The 12,523-nt window shown below is 69.9% G+C and carries 14 protein-coding genes and 1 pseudogene; 8 read left to right on the top strand and 7 right to left on the bottom strand.

What is annotated here, in order from left to right; translation table 11 throughout:
* The first annotated feature begins 59 nt into the window (after positions 1–59).
* Positions 60–263, top strand: a complete 204-nt coding sequence (locus tag LNW72_RS32855; RefSeq protein ID WP_250978687.1) for a hypothetical protein — start codon at positions 60–62, stop codon at positions 261–263.
* A 397-nt stretch (positions 264–660) separates the two neighbouring features.
* On the opposite strand, the gene LNW72_RS32860 is transcribed toward LNW72_RS32855, so the two are convergent.
* The gene (locus LNW72_RS32860; RefSeq protein ID WP_250978688.1) at positions 661–999 is read right to left on the bottom strand and encodes a cation-translocating P-type ATPase C-terminal domain-containing protein; all 339 of its coding nucleotides are present in this window, start codon (positions 997–999) and stop codon (positions 661–663) included.
* Between the two features lie 264 nt (positions 1,000–1,263).
* Here LNW72_RS32860 and LNW72_RS32865 point away from each other — a divergent pair, with 264 nt between their 5' ends.
* From LNW72_RS32865 to LNW72_RS32875, 3 genes are all read left to right on the top strand, one after another.
* Complete coding sequence (locus LNW72_RS32865; protein WP_250978689.1) at positions 1,264–1,638, top strand: SH3 domain-containing protein; 375 nt, start codon at positions 1,264–1,266, stop codon at positions 1,636–1,638.
* A 346-nt stretch (positions 1,639–1,984) separates the two neighbouring features.
* Entirely contained in the window at positions 1,985–2,671 is a 687-nt protein-coding gene (locus LNW72_RS32870) for an HAD family hydrolase (protein WP_308402063.1), read from the top strand.
* A 298-nt stretch (positions 2,672–2,969) separates the two neighbouring features.
* Positions 2,970–3,992 (top strand): AI-2E family transporter, encoded by a 1,023-nt coding sequence (locus LNW72_RS32875; RefSeq protein WP_250978690.1) that lies wholly within the window; start codon positions 2,970–2,972, stop codon positions 3,990–3,992.
* Between the two features lie 28 nt (positions 3,993–4,020).
* On the opposite strand, the gene LNW72_RS32880 is transcribed toward LNW72_RS32875, so the two are convergent.
* The 5 genes from LNW72_RS32880 to LNW72_RS32900 all read right to left on the bottom strand — a co-directional run bounded on the left by LNW72_RS32880 (position 4,021) and on the right by LNW72_RS32900 (position 8,351).
* Entirely contained in the window at positions 4,021–4,764 is a 744-nt protein-coding gene (locus LNW72_RS32880; RefSeq protein ID WP_250978691.1) for a glycosyltransferase, read from the bottom strand.
* On the bottom strand, positions 4,761–5,378 hold the full coding sequence (locus LNW72_RS32885; protein WP_250978692.1) for a trans-aconitate 2-methyltransferase: 618 nt from the start codon (positions 5,376–5,378) through the stop codon (positions 4,761–4,763). The genes LNW72_RS32880 and LNW72_RS32885 overlap by 4 nt, the downstream gene beginning before the upstream one ends.
* On the bottom strand, positions 5,375–6,139 hold the full coding sequence (locus LNW72_RS32890) for a PIG-L deacetylase family protein (protein ID WP_250978693.1): 765 nt from the start codon (positions 6,137–6,139) through the stop codon (positions 5,375–5,377). The genes LNW72_RS32885 and LNW72_RS32890 overlap by 4 nt, the downstream gene beginning before the upstream one ends.
* On the bottom strand, positions 6,136–7,191 hold the full coding sequence (locus LNW72_RS32895) for an acyl-CoA dehydrogenase (RefSeq protein WP_250978694.1): 1,056 nt from the start codon (positions 7,189–7,191) through the stop codon (positions 6,136–6,138). The genes LNW72_RS32890 and LNW72_RS32895 overlap by 4 nt, the downstream gene beginning before the upstream one ends.
* A gap of 296 nt (positions 7,192–7,487) precedes the next feature.
* Positions 7,488–8,351, bottom strand: a complete 864-nt coding sequence (locus LNW72_RS32900; RefSeq protein WP_250978695.1) for an RNA polymerase sigma factor SigF — start codon at positions 8,349–8,351, stop codon at positions 7,488–7,490.
* Between the two features lie 385 nt (positions 8,352–8,736).
* On the opposite strand from LNW72_RS32900, the gene LNW72_RS32905 reads away from it, so the two are divergent.
* Positions 8,737–8,961 carry a DUF5133 domain-containing protein gene (locus LNW72_RS32905; RefSeq protein ID WP_250978696.1) on the top strand — a complete coding sequence of 75 codons (225 nt, stop codon included), beginning with the start codon at positions 8,737–8,739 and terminating at the stop codon, positions 8,959–8,961.
* 85 nt (positions 8,962–9,046) lie between these two features.
* Here LNW72_RS32905 and LNW72_RS32910 read toward each other — a convergent pair.
* Positions 9,047–9,193 (bottom strand): annotated as a pseudogene (locus LNW72_RS32910) (DUF2267 domain-containing protein); the annotation flags it as partial.
* 411 nt (positions 9,194–9,604) lie between these two features.
* On the opposite strand from LNW72_RS32910, the gene LNW72_RS32915 reads away from it, so the two are divergent.
* The 3 genes from LNW72_RS32915 (at position 9,605) to LNW72_RS32925 (ending at position 12,321) form a co-directional block, all read left to right on the top strand.
* A complete protein-coding gene (locus tag LNW72_RS32915) occupies positions 9,605–9,808 on the top strand; it encodes a cold-shock protein (protein ID WP_250978697.1) in 204 nt (67 codons plus the stop codon).
* A gap of 423 nt (positions 9,809–10,231) precedes the next feature.
* A complete protein-coding gene (locus tag LNW72_RS32920) occupies positions 10,232–11,032 on the top strand; it encodes an alpha/beta fold hydrolase (RefSeq protein WP_250978698.1) in 801 nt (266 codons plus the stop codon).
* Complete coding sequence (locus LNW72_RS32925) at positions 11,032–12,321, top strand: SpoIIE family protein phosphatase (RefSeq protein ID WP_250978699.1); 1,290 nt, start codon at positions 11,032–11,034, stop codon at positions 12,319–12,321. The genes LNW72_RS32920 and LNW72_RS32925 overlap by 1 nt, the downstream gene beginning before the upstream one ends.
* Positions 12,322–12,523 lie beyond the last annotated feature (202 nt).

A 12,523-nucleotide genomic window follows, 5' to 3' on the forward strand; every position in this document is an offset into this window, starting at 1 on the left:
CGGGGGGAGTCTGAGGGCAGAAGCTCTTGTTGACGATCAGCTGTGAGGAGATGACCGCCGTGTATACGACCCTGACCGCGGACTTCTGGAAGCTTTTCGTGTGCCTGCTGTGCGCCGCAATGGTGCTGGTGCTGGTTGCGACCCTCGCCGCCGAGGCGTTCGTGGACCGTCTGTCCGCCCGGCACACGCGTTGGTCGCAGATCCGTCGGATCCCGGATGTGGTCTTGGCCCGGCCCCGGCAGCCGCACCACACGCACCATTGAGCACGGGTGCGGCGCAGAAGGACCGAACTGCTGACCGGCCGTCATTAGGGGCTGTCAGGTCACTGGCCAGCCGGCCAGTGCCAAGGCCACCCCCAGCACCCCTGCCCCCAGCAGGGCAGTGACCACACTCCGGCGCCCGGTCAGCAATCAGATGGCTGCGGTGGCGAGTACGCCGAACTGCCACACGTGTTGCATCGCGAGAGCCAGCGGGATCGCGGACCCGGCGATCGCACCGATCACCGCGGGACCGGCTCCGGTCAAGAACGCCTGTACCCGCAGGTCGGCCCGCAGTCGGTCGAACCGGGGTTTCCCATCAGCGATCCCGGCCGGCCGCCACGAGGTCTGTCAACTCGCCGGAGTTCCCCATTGCCCCATCGATGTGCTCTCCGCTCCGCCGTCACCGCCGCCCGCGTCGAGAACCGATCCGTGCGGACCGGTTCTCGACGCGGGCGGCACACAAGCCGGCAAGGCCGGCGGCCACGGCGGCCGTGAGACCGGACCAGGACGGCGGTGAGGTCTGCAGCACAGTCTGTAGGAACGGCAGGTACAGCGCCGCAGCACCCAGGGCGACCGAGGCCAGAACAGCCGCGGGCAGGAAGGGGTTCTCCCGGGTGAACAGCCGCTCGCGCAGACCGAGTACGACGCCGAGCTGGGCGATCAGCAGAGCGAGAAACAGGGTGGTCTGCCACGGGCTGTCCGGAGTGCCGGACCCATGCGGCCGCCGCGAGGCTCGCAACGGTGACCAGTGCTGCCAGACGAAGCACCCGCTGCCACAGCCCGTCCCCGAGCACATGCTGGTGGGGCGGGCGAGGCGGCCGCAGCATGGCGTTCGCGGCGAGGTCGTGGGGCAGGGTGACGGGACGGTAGGTGCCCGGATCCGGCCCAAGCGGGTGATCTTGGGCGAGTCGCGCGGGTGTGGGCAACCAATACCTATGATCGGCCGTCATACAGGGTGTACATCCCAAGGGGAACGAAAGGGAACATAATGTATTCATCTGTCATGCGTCGTGTTGCCACCGCCGGTGTGGTCACCGCCCTCGCCGGAACGGGCATTCTTGCGGGCGCCGGTGGGGCTGCGGCGGCAACGCCCGCCACCGCTACCACCGTTGCCCACTCCAGCCACGTCGTCACCAAGGCGGCGGAGCCGCGCGGCAAGGTGGTCGCCAACGGCGGTCTGTGGGTGCACCAGGACGCGAACACCACCTCCAAGCGCCTCAACTTGTTGTCGCAGGGCGCCGTCGTGGCCCTGCAGTGCAAGAAGGCCGGCCAGAACGTGGACGGCAACAAGCTCTGGTACAGGCTCGGCGCCGGCAAGCCGGGCTGGGTGGCGGCGCGTTACGTGCAGAACCTCGCCGCGGTGCCTTACTGCAAGTGAAGCCGGGCCGCGCGTGAGGCTGGCCACCTCGCTGACCCCGCCGGCAGACCTCCCGCCCGGGCAGCCTCGTTCTCGGCGTTCCTTGGGAACATCTCCATCGCGGTCGTCATGGCGCAATCCACTCGGCAGGGGACGGCGGCCCAGTACGGCTGCCATGCCGGAGAGGTCCCAGATCGGGCTTTGGTCATCACCTCACCAGGGCGGAAGTCCTGGCATCGACCGGGCAGGCGCCCGGTTCCACTGTCCGGGTGGCCTGGCGTTCCCGCTGTGACTGCGGGAGCGGGCCGCGGGTACACGAGATGGGACGTCGGCAGAGTCGCCCGGCTCACGGACAACGGAGGTGCTCGTGGATGCGCAGCAGGCGGGCGGTGCCGTGCTCTTCGACGTGGACGGCACGTTGATGGACTCGGTCTACCTGCACACCGTGGCGTGGTGGGAGGCCTTTCGGCAGAAGGGGCACCAGGTGCCCATGGCGTCGATCCACCGCTCGATCGGCATGGGTTCCGACCACCTGCTCGACCGCTTGCTCGGCGACGGACGGGACCACGACGAGGACGACGGGCTGCGTGCGGCGCACGACGCGCTCTACGCCCAGTACTGGTCGCGGCTGACTCCGCTGAAAGGCGCGGCCGAGCTGCTGCGCGCCTGCGCGGAACGAGGCTGGGCTGTGGTCCTGGCCAGCTCCGCCTCGGGCAGGGAGTTCGACGTCATGAAGAAGGCCCTGGACGCGGACGACGCGATCGACGCGAGTACCAAGGCCGATGACGTGGACGCCAGCAAGCCGTCGCCCGATCTCGTGCAGGTGGCCTTGCAGCGCGCCGGGGTGGCGGCCGACCGGGCCGTCTTCGTGGGCGATGCGGTCTGGGACGCCCAGGCCGCACAGCGGGCGGGGGTCCGCTGCCTCGGGGTCCTCTCCGGCGGGATCTCCCGTCAGGAACTCCTGGACGCGGGAGCCGAGCAGGTCTACGACGGCCCGGACGACTTGTTGACCCGGCTCGACGACAGCGCGCTGGGCGACCCGAACCGGCTGTAGCCGCACCGGCGCGCCGGCGAGCCCCCGGCGTCGGCAATCCGCACGGGCGCACGGCTCAACTGCCGTGCGTCCGCAGGGCTGGATCGGTCCGGAGGGGGAACCCGGCCGGGTGACCGCTGTGCCTCTCCGGCGGTCGCCGCCGAGCCGCCGGGATCCCCGCGCGGTGACGGCATGCCGTGCGGGGGCGCAGAAAGCGGAGGAACACATCCTGTCGTCGACCATCGGGCCCGCGGAAGACCCCGCCGGGATACCGGCGGACGTGGCTCGCACGGGGCCCGCTTCGCTGAGCGTGCGCGGGATGCGCCGCCGGTCGTGGTTCGTGGCCGGGTTCACCTTCACGCTGGGGGCGTTCCTGGCCTGGCAGGTCGCGCAGGCGGTGCTCCGGGCCAGTCAGGTGCTGCTCCTGGTACTTCTGGCGTTCCTGATCGCCGTCAGCCTGGAGCCGTTGGTGGGATGGCTGGTGGGACGGGGGACTCGCCGGGGTCGCGCGGTCCTGATCGTGATCGCCGGGTTCTTCATCCTGGTCGCGGGGCTCCTCGCGGTGGTGATCCCGCCGGTGGTCACCGAGGCCAACGCCCTGGTACACGCCGTACCGGGCTGGTTGCAGCAACTGCACGACCACCACTCGACGCTGGGACGCCTCGAGGACCGGTACCACCTCACCGACAAGGCCAGGACGCAGATCGGATCGGGTGGCTCCAGCGTGTTCGGCGGACTGCTGGGCGCGGGGCTGTACGTCGTGAGCGCGATCACGGCCACGGTCGTCGTGGTGACGCTGACCGTGTACTTCATGGTGAGCATGCCCGCCATCAAACGCTTCGCCTACCAGCTGGTCCCCGGCAGCCGCCGGGCCCGAACACAGCAGATCACCGAGGAGATCCTGGTGCGCATCGGCAGGTTCATGCTCGGCAACGTGGTCACCTCCGCGATCGCGGGAGTGGCGACGTTCGCGTGGTGCGCGCCGATGGGCGTGCCCTACGCGGCGGCGCTGGGCATCTTCACCGCGCTGATGGACATGATCCCGATGGTGGGTTCGACGATCGCCGGAGCCGTGGTGAGCCTGGTCGCGCTGTCGGTCTCCTGGCCGGTCGCGGCGGCGACCGCGGGCTTCTACATCGCCTTCCGCCTGTTGGAGGACTACCTGATCATGCCGCGCGCGATGCGCTTCGCGGTCGACGTCCACCCGGTCGTCACGGTGGTGGCCGTGCTGGCCGGGGGCGCGCTGCTCGGGATCATCGGCGCGCTGGTGGCGGTTCCGGTGGCGGTGGCGATCAACCTGGTGCTCGACGAGGTCGCCTTCCCCGAACTCGACGCGGCCTGACCCACCGGCCCATCGGCTGCGTGGCGGGTCAGCCGGCCGTTCCGGCTTCCGCCTCCGCTTCCGCCGATCTCGTGAGCCCGATCAGATAGTCCCCGAAGCCGCCCCTGGCCCGGGCGCGCAGGCGGGCCGACGTCACCACCGCGCAGTCCGCCGTGCGCAGTACCCGGTGGGCACCGCGTTCGAGAGCCGCGACGAGGCCCCGGTCCTCGCCCACGGTCAGCGGCGGGAATCCCCCGATGCGCAGATAGGTCCCGGCGGCGACGCCCAGGTTGGCGCCGTGGACGTGCGGATGTTCCCAGTGCAGCCCGGCTGCCGGCCGGGAGGCCTCGTACAACTCCTCGAACCGGGCGGCGACCCCGGCGGCGTGCGGCGGCCAGTTCTCCACCCGTACGGTGCCGACCACCGCCTCCCAACCGGCACCCGCGTACTCGGCCTGCCGCGCCAGCCAGTCGGGCGGAACGGCGCTGTCCGCGTCGGTCGTCGCGATCCACGTCTCCGCGGCAGGCGTCCTGAGCACGGCCAGCGCGTGGGCGACCCCCGCGGCACGGGCCGCGCCGGGGCTGCGGCCGCTGAGCTCGACGACTTCCGCACCCGCCCGGCGGGCCAGCGCCGCCGTGTCGTCCCGGCAGCTGTCGGCCGCCACCACGGTCACGATCCGCACACCGGCGAGAGCCGGGTGGCGGCGGGCCACCTCCAGCGCGTTGAGGGCGCGGGGCAACAGCACCTGCTCGTTGTGCGCCGGGACGACGACGCCGATCGCGGTGACCTTCACACCAGGCCCTCCCGTGCGGCGGGTGAGGCCGGACGGGAGCCATCGGCCTGTGCGCGGCAGAAGACCTGCAGGACGAAGTCGTCCTCCCGGTGGTCGGCCAGGAGCGCCAACTCCGGGATGCCGGACAGGATCAGGGCCAGGTCGTCACCGGTCCGCAGGTGTTCCTCCACCGGATGGTTCCAGTGGACCGTGACCAGTGTTCCGCCCGGCTCCAGCGACTCCACCGCCCGGTCCAGCAGCCACGTCAGGTCAGGGGTGTCGAAGTAGTAGAGGAGTTCCGACAGAACGATCAGGTCGAAGGTTCCGTCGGGCCACTGGTCGGGGAGGGTCAGCTGCCGGACGGCCACCTGGGGCAGGTGGGCGGTCCGCCGCGCGGCGGAGGCCACCGCGCTCCCGACCCGGTCGCACGCCAGCAGCGCGTCGCACCGCTCGGCCAGCCTGGCCGTCAACTCGCCGACGGAGCAGGCAGGTTCGAAGGCCGAACGGTACCGGGGCTCCGGGAGGGCAGCCACCGTGAGGTCGTACTTGCGCTGCTCGTACCAGCGGCTCGCCAGACTCCACGGGTCGCGGGAGCCGCGGTACATGTCATCGAAGTAGGAAGCGGCGGTACTCAACGGAAGACGACCTCCAGGTCGCGCAGATGGTGGGCCGTCTCCTCCGGCGGCAGGATGGCCGCGTCCTCGGGGGCGGGTCCCAGGGGACGGATCTGGCTGGCGAACCGCTCCACGGCGGACGCCTTGCGGGCCAGCGCCGCCGGGGGCAGGCCGATGCGGGCGCCGCTCTCCCACGGCACCCGCGGATCGTCCGGCCGGGCCCAGTGCCACATCCACACCGGATACAGCAGACACGGCACACCCGCCGCGTCAGCCGCCCGCAGGGCCGCCCGCCCGGCCGCCTCGTGGTCGGCGTGCAGGTCGCCGGTCCAGGGCGCCACGCACAGCGCCGCCCCGCGCAGGAGCCCGGTGAGCTTCGCGGCCAGCGGTACCTCATGGCCGGCCACGTCGGTGTCGGGTACGCCCAGCCGGATCACCCGGGCCCGATCGGCTCCCAGCTCATCGAGCGCGGCCCTGGTCTCGGTGGCCCGAATCGCGGCCAAAGAGACCGGGTCGACGACCCGGCTGCCCGGATGCGACCGCTCCCCGTCGGTGACGGACACCACCGTCAACTCCACCCCTGCCGCGGCCAGCAGGCTGATCGAACCGCCGAATCCCAGCACCTCGTCATCCGGATGGGCGGCCACGATCACGACCCGGCCCCGGACCGGCAGAGCGGCCGCAGGCAGGGAGCGCAGACCGGGCCAAGCCCGCCACAGGGCCTCATCCGTCCCCGGCGCGTCGATCGCGTTCGCGGCCGCCTGTCCACCGGGGGACGTCATCGGGACTCCTCCGGGCGCGCGACGAGCGCACCGAGTTCGGCCAGGTTCCGCTCGGCATGGTGCTGGCGGATGTACACGGTGAGGTCGGCGACGTTCCGGGCATGGCGCACGTCGTGGCAGAGCGGCCCGGCTCCGGTGGCCCGGCCCACCCGGGTCAGCACCCCGGTGCAGACCGCCTCGACCACGGCCCGTACCCGCAGGCTGCGCACCCTTGCCCCGCCCGCGAGATCCAGCGGGTCCTGGTCGATCTCGGCCGCGGCCCGCTCCAGCACGGCCTGTGCGGCGTGCAACTGCATGTCGATGTGCCCTAGGTGGGCGTCGGTGTGCGGATCCGGCCCGCGCCCAGCCGCTGTCCGGCGCAAGGTCGCGGCCACCGCGCGGGCGCCGCCGTACCAGCAGGCGGCCACGCCGATGCCGCCGTGCTGGAAGCCCGGCCGCGTCAGATACTCCCCGGGCTTCCCGACCGCCACCGCGGGGACGGCCTGGAACCTCACATCAGGGGTGTCGCTGCCGGCCATACCGATGGCCTGCCACGAGTCCTCGACCGGGCTGCAGAAGGGGGCGCGCACTTCCACCGCGAAGAGCCGGCGGCCGTCCTCGGCCGTGGCGGTCACCAGTGCGTGCGTACAGCTGTGCGCTCCGGAGCAGTACTGCTTGAGCCCGTTGAGCTCCCACCCGTCGCCCACCCGGGTAGCGGTCACGCCCCCGCCCGGCGGCTCCGCGGCCCACACGCCCCACCGCTCGGCCGGACCGGGCGCCGGGCCGCCCAGCTCCGCGAGGATCGCCAGCGCGTCCGCGTGCCCCTCGGCCAGCCGTGCCAGGCACAGGTCCCGCTCGGCGACGGAGCGCAGGGCGGCGAAGCGGTCACCGGTACGTCCCGACCCGGGCAGCGGAAATTCGAGGTCCCCGGTCGCGAGCGACTCGACAAGCCGCGAGAAGCCCTGCGCCGTCTCCTGCCGGGCAGCTTGGGGCGTGAACCCGGCAGCGGGCGCACCGTCCGCCGGCGAGCCCTCGGTCGGCGTCGCGGCCGCTGGGTAGGTCGTGTCCGGCATCAGTACTCCTCGACGTCGGGGGCCCTGCGCCACGCACAGCCTGCGGTGGGTGTGCGGGTCGTAGGGCGCTGGGGATCGCGTGCGCCGTAGTGGACGCGCTCGGCACACGTGGATGCGGCAGCGGCGGGGACACAGTGCACTTCAGGGCTTCGGACCACTGCCCGGCAGGAACCGGCGCACCCTACTCTGACCCGGCCACCGGGCGGCTGCATCCGGGGGGGAAGGATGCTGGTCATTCGCCGACTACCCGCGACGTCGAGGGGGACGCCGTGCGCTCCTTTGCACCGCGGCAGCGCTCAGGCCGTGGATGTCAGGTGGTTGCGCAGGTGGGTGAGGGTGCGGTTGAGGAGCCGGGAGACGTGCATCTGGCTGACGCCGAGTTCGGCGCCGATCTGGGCCTGGGTCATTTCCTGGCCGAAGCGCATGTTCAGGATCCGGCGGTCGCGTTCGGGCAGGGCGGCGATCAGCGGCTTGAGGGCGAGGAGGTTCTCCACCCCCTCGATGGCCGGGTCGATGTCGCCGATGCGGTCGGCCAGGATGCTGTCGTTGTCGCCGCTGTCGTCGCCGCCGAGGGGCAGGTCCAGGGTTCCGGCGGTGTAGCCGTTCGATGCGACCAGGCCCTCGGTGACCTCCTCCGGCGTGATCTCCAGGAAGGCCGCGAGCTCCGCGGTGGTCGGGTCCCGTTCCAGCCGGTCGGACAGTGTTTCGGTGGCCTTCGCGAGCTCGAGCCGCAGTTCCTGGAGTCGTCGCGGTACGTGGACGGCCCAGCTGGTGTCGCGGAAGAACCGCTTGATCTCGCCGGAGATGTAGGGGATGGCGAAGGTCGTGAACTCGACCTCACGGCTCAGTTCGAACCGGTCGATGGCCTTGATCAGGCCGATCGTGCCGACCTGGATGATGTCCTCGCGCGGCTCGGGGCGGTTGCGGAAGCGCCGCGCGACGAACGTGACCACGGCGATGTTCAGCTCGATGAGGGTGTTGCGGGCGTACTGGTACTCCCGGGTGCCCTCCTCCAGCGACTGCAACCGGTCGAAGAACAGCCTCGACAGCTCCCGTGCGTCGGCCGGGGCGACCGTGCCCGCATCCTCGATCCACGGCAGCGCCCCGGTGGGCGAAGCAGGAGCGGTGATGGTGGACTGTGCTGCCGTGGTGATCGTCATGACTGTCCTCCTGTCGTGCTCTCTGCGCCCGGCCTCCGCCGGGCCACTTTGTGCCGGCCTGGTGGGAACCCCAGCCCTTGCCGGCGGCACCTGCGTCCTGGGTCGTCCACCGTGCGCGACCAAGATTATTCTCATGATGCGCGAAAACCTATCGTGAACGCAATAGACAATCTGAATCCCCTTGGCTACAGTCCTGTGCTGCGGGCCGCAGCTCAGTGAGCTGTGTGTTGCCCTGGGAGTCGGGTAGAAGCGATGCGGGAGATGCGCACTCATGGGAACCGCCGGCTTGGGGTTCCCACGTAGCGGCCGGGCAACGGCGCCTGGGTCCCCCGCTCGAGCCCAGCCAGTTGATGAGCGAAGATTCGGCGCCGAAGGAGACACCGTCATGTTGATGCCTCACCCCGCCACGCTGCAGCAGCTGATCGACCGATACGACGAGCTGCGGGCACGCGAGGCCACTGGGGCTGCGACGACTGAGGAACGCCGCCGGTTGGAGGACACCGTCTACACGCTGTGTGTCTCCACCGGCACCCGGAACATCACCGACGGGCTGCATATTGCTCGCCGCTACTGCCATGCATCGGCGCGGCAGATGACTACCGCGGCCTGACGCGGGCCGTCAGCGCGGTCCTCTTGTCGCAGGCGTGCCGTCGATTCTTGGTGCGGACTGACAGGCCACACCAAGAATCGATCGGCTGGGCGGCCATCTCGGCTTGGACCTCGCCGCCCACCAAGTGCGCGCCCAGCAACGCCAGAACGGTCCGTTCACCCTGTTCGGCTTCCCGTCGAGTGTGGTACCTGCCACGTCAATGGACCTGCTCGAGGAACGCTTCGCGCCGCATGGCCACTGCGAATCGGCCTGGTGTGAGCGTCGGGCGGAACGTTGCGGATCATCTCATCGTGCCACCGGAGTCGCCGTACCCACCGCCCTTGGATGAACCGCTCTTTCTGAAACATTGCGCTGCGGGTGGATCAATATCTGGGACCGCGACGTAAGGATTTCATGTGCCATGCGGGGAGCGTTCTTATCGCAATGAGCAGAACGGAATTTCTTAACGTACCCCGGCCACTATGGCATGCTACTGTCGATCGCAGTTGCAGTCGTGATTCCCGAGATTTCCAGCGCCTCCGTCGGAATTTTCCGCCGCTGGGAGCGTTTTTGTATTTCCGGTCATGTTCCGGAGAGGGCGTCATCGCGGCGACCCGGATTCCGCTCATCGCGGACCGGCGTACTGCCCCGAAGGAGATATGACATGGCGTCTGGCACCGTGAAATGGTTCAACGCGGCAAAGGGTTTCGGCTTCATCGAGCAGGACGATGGCGGCGCGGACGTATACGCCCACTTCTCGAACCTCGCCGCCCATGGCTTCCGTGAGCTGCTCGAAGGTCAGAAGGTCACCTTTGACATCGCGCCGAGCCAGAAAGGCCCGACGGCCGAGAACATCGCTCCCGCCTGACTGGCGCGCGGGTCATAGCCGGGGCTCGCATCCATCCGGGCGCGGGCCCGCTGGTATTCCCGCAGCGGGTTTCCCTGTGGTACGACGCCGGCCCGGCCCCCGCGGACGGCGGAGCTACGCGCATGCGGTCCTGGATCTCAGGTCGTTGACGTCGCCCATTTCATTGCCCGCAGCGGCCGCACCAGGTCAGATTCCGCCCTCGTATCCAATTCGACCCGTTCTTTCGATTTCTCGTGCTGCTCTCCGGCTGCGGGAAGTCCTTTATACATGTTGCATCAAGGAAGGTTCTGAATGGATCCCAGGCGTACGAACGGCCATTCCTCCCGAAGTCGCAGTCATTCCGGCGACCCCGGTTTCGGCGCCGGTTCTGGCCGGGGCGGCCTATTGGGGTCGCCCGCATCGACTGATGGGGATTCGGCGGGCATGAATATTCGTCGCAGGAACAATGTCGCCGTCACCGGCCGTGCGGACGGACCGGTGGTTCTGCTGGCGCACGGGTTCGGCTGCGACCAGAACATGTGGCGTCTGGTGGTCCCCATGCTGGCCGCGGACTTCCGGGTGGTGCTGTTCGATTACGTGGGCTCCGGCCGTGCGGATCCTTCGGCCTGGAGCGAGCAGCGCTACAGCTCGTTGGAGGGCTACGCCCGTGATGTGCTGGATGTCTGCGAGGAGTTGGACCTACGGGATGTGATCTTCGTGGGGCATTCGGTCAGTGCCATGGTCGGGGTGCTCGCGGCGGCCGATGCGCCGCAGCGGTTCTCCCGTCTGGTGATGGTGGCTCCGTCGCCTTGCTACATCGACGACGACGGGTACCGGGGCGGGTTCAGCGCGGACGATATCGGTGAGCTGCTGGAGTCGTTGGATTCGAACTACCTGGGCTGGTCGGCGGCGATGGCCCCAGTGATCATGGGTAACGCGGACCGGCCGGAACTCGGCCAGGAGCTGACGACCTCGTTCTGCGCGACCGACCCGGACATGGCCCGGGTCTTCGCCCGTACGACGTTCTTGTCCGACAGCCGTGACGACCTCAAGTCGGTCACGGTGCCGACGCTGGTGCTGGAATGCCAGCAGGACGTGATCGCCCCGCGCGAGGTCGGCGCCTACGTCCATGCCGCGATCCCCGGCAGCCGCCTGGTCACGCTGGAGGCGACGGGGCACTGCCCTCAGCTGAGCGCACCGCAGGCCACGGCGGAGGCGATCACCGACTTCATCAGAACGGCCTGATGATGCGCCGCACCGAACAGGCCCCGGACGGGGAGCAGGACGTGGACGCCTCCGACGTGGCCTTCACCGATCTGCTGGAGGACAGCGCGGAGGAGCTGTACGAGCAGGCTCCGTGCGGCTATCTGTCGACGCTGATGGACGGCACCATCGTGAAGATCAACACCACCTTGCTGGAGTGGCTGGGCCTGTCCCGGCGGCAGGTGGCAGGCCGCATGCGGTTCGCCGATCTGCTCACCGTGGGCGGCAAGCTCTACCACGAGACGCACTTCGCCCCGCTGTTGCAGATGAAGGGCGAGGTCGGCGGTGTCGCCCTGGACATCAAAACGGCCACCGGGCAGCGGATGCCGGTGCTCGTCACCTCGAAGGTGAAGACCAGCGACCACGGCGAACCGATGCTGATTCGCACCACGATCTTCGACGCGCGCGACCGCCGCGCCTACGAGACTGAGCTGCTGCGCGCCCGCCAGGCGGCTGAAGAAGCACGCCGGCAGGCCGAGGCCGACCGTGAACGACTCCAGGAAGTCCTCGCTGTCCTCCAGCAGAGCCTGCTGCCTGCCGAGCTGCCCATGGTTCCGGGCCTGGAAGCCGTCTCGTACTACCACACGGCCTCTCCGGATCTTTTGGGCGGAGACTTCTACGACCTGTTCCCCCTCGGCGCGGACCGGTGGGCGTTCTTCCTCGGCGACGTGTGCGGCAAAGGCCCCCAGGCTGCCGCGGTCACCTCGCTGACCCGCTACACCCTGCGGGCGGCCGCCCTGCACGACCCCGACCCCGTCACCGTACTGACCACCCTCAACACCGTGCTGCACGAGCGGTACACCAGCGGCGACACCCGCTACTGCACCGCCATATTCGGCGTCCTGAGCCCCGGCAGCGACCACGACGTCAGCGTGCACCTGGCCTCCGGCGGCCACCCCTCCGCGCTGATCCAACGCGCCGACGGCACAGCGCACTACCTGCCCACCCCGGGCGGCATGCTCATCGGCGTCCTGCCCCAGGCACAGTTCACACCCGCCCGCACCCGGCTCTTCCCCGGTGACACCCTCCTGCTCTACACCGACGGCCTACCCGAAGCCCGCACGGGACCCCAACGCGAGCTGTACGGAGACGAGGCCCTGCAAGCCTTCACCGCCACCCAGCCCTCAGCAGGACCACAGGCCCTGATCACCGCGCTGACCGGGCTGCTCACCGGCTTCGGCGACGGACTCGACGACGACACCGCGCTGCTCGCCCTCGGCGTGCCCGCCTTCTGCACGCCTGGGCCAGGTAGCTACGAAGCGGCGGACTGACAGTCCGGCGGGAGGAAGCCCCACGCTCTGCGCCCTCGCATGGTGTCGGAGGCGGAGCGGTACTGGAGGTATGCGCCCATGGGTGGCGCGCCCACTCCGCCCCCAACACCCAGCGTCTACCCCCGCGGAGCCTTGGCCCACCTGGCCGGGGAGTATCCGCTCTGGAATGGGCAGGGGGCGCGGACATGCCTGCGGGCCCGGA

Origin of the sequence: Streptomyces sp. RKAG293 (genome assembly GCF_023701745.1) — a bacterium.
GTDB lineage: Bacteria > Actinomycetota > Actinomycetes > Streptomycetales > Streptomycetaceae > Actinacidiphila.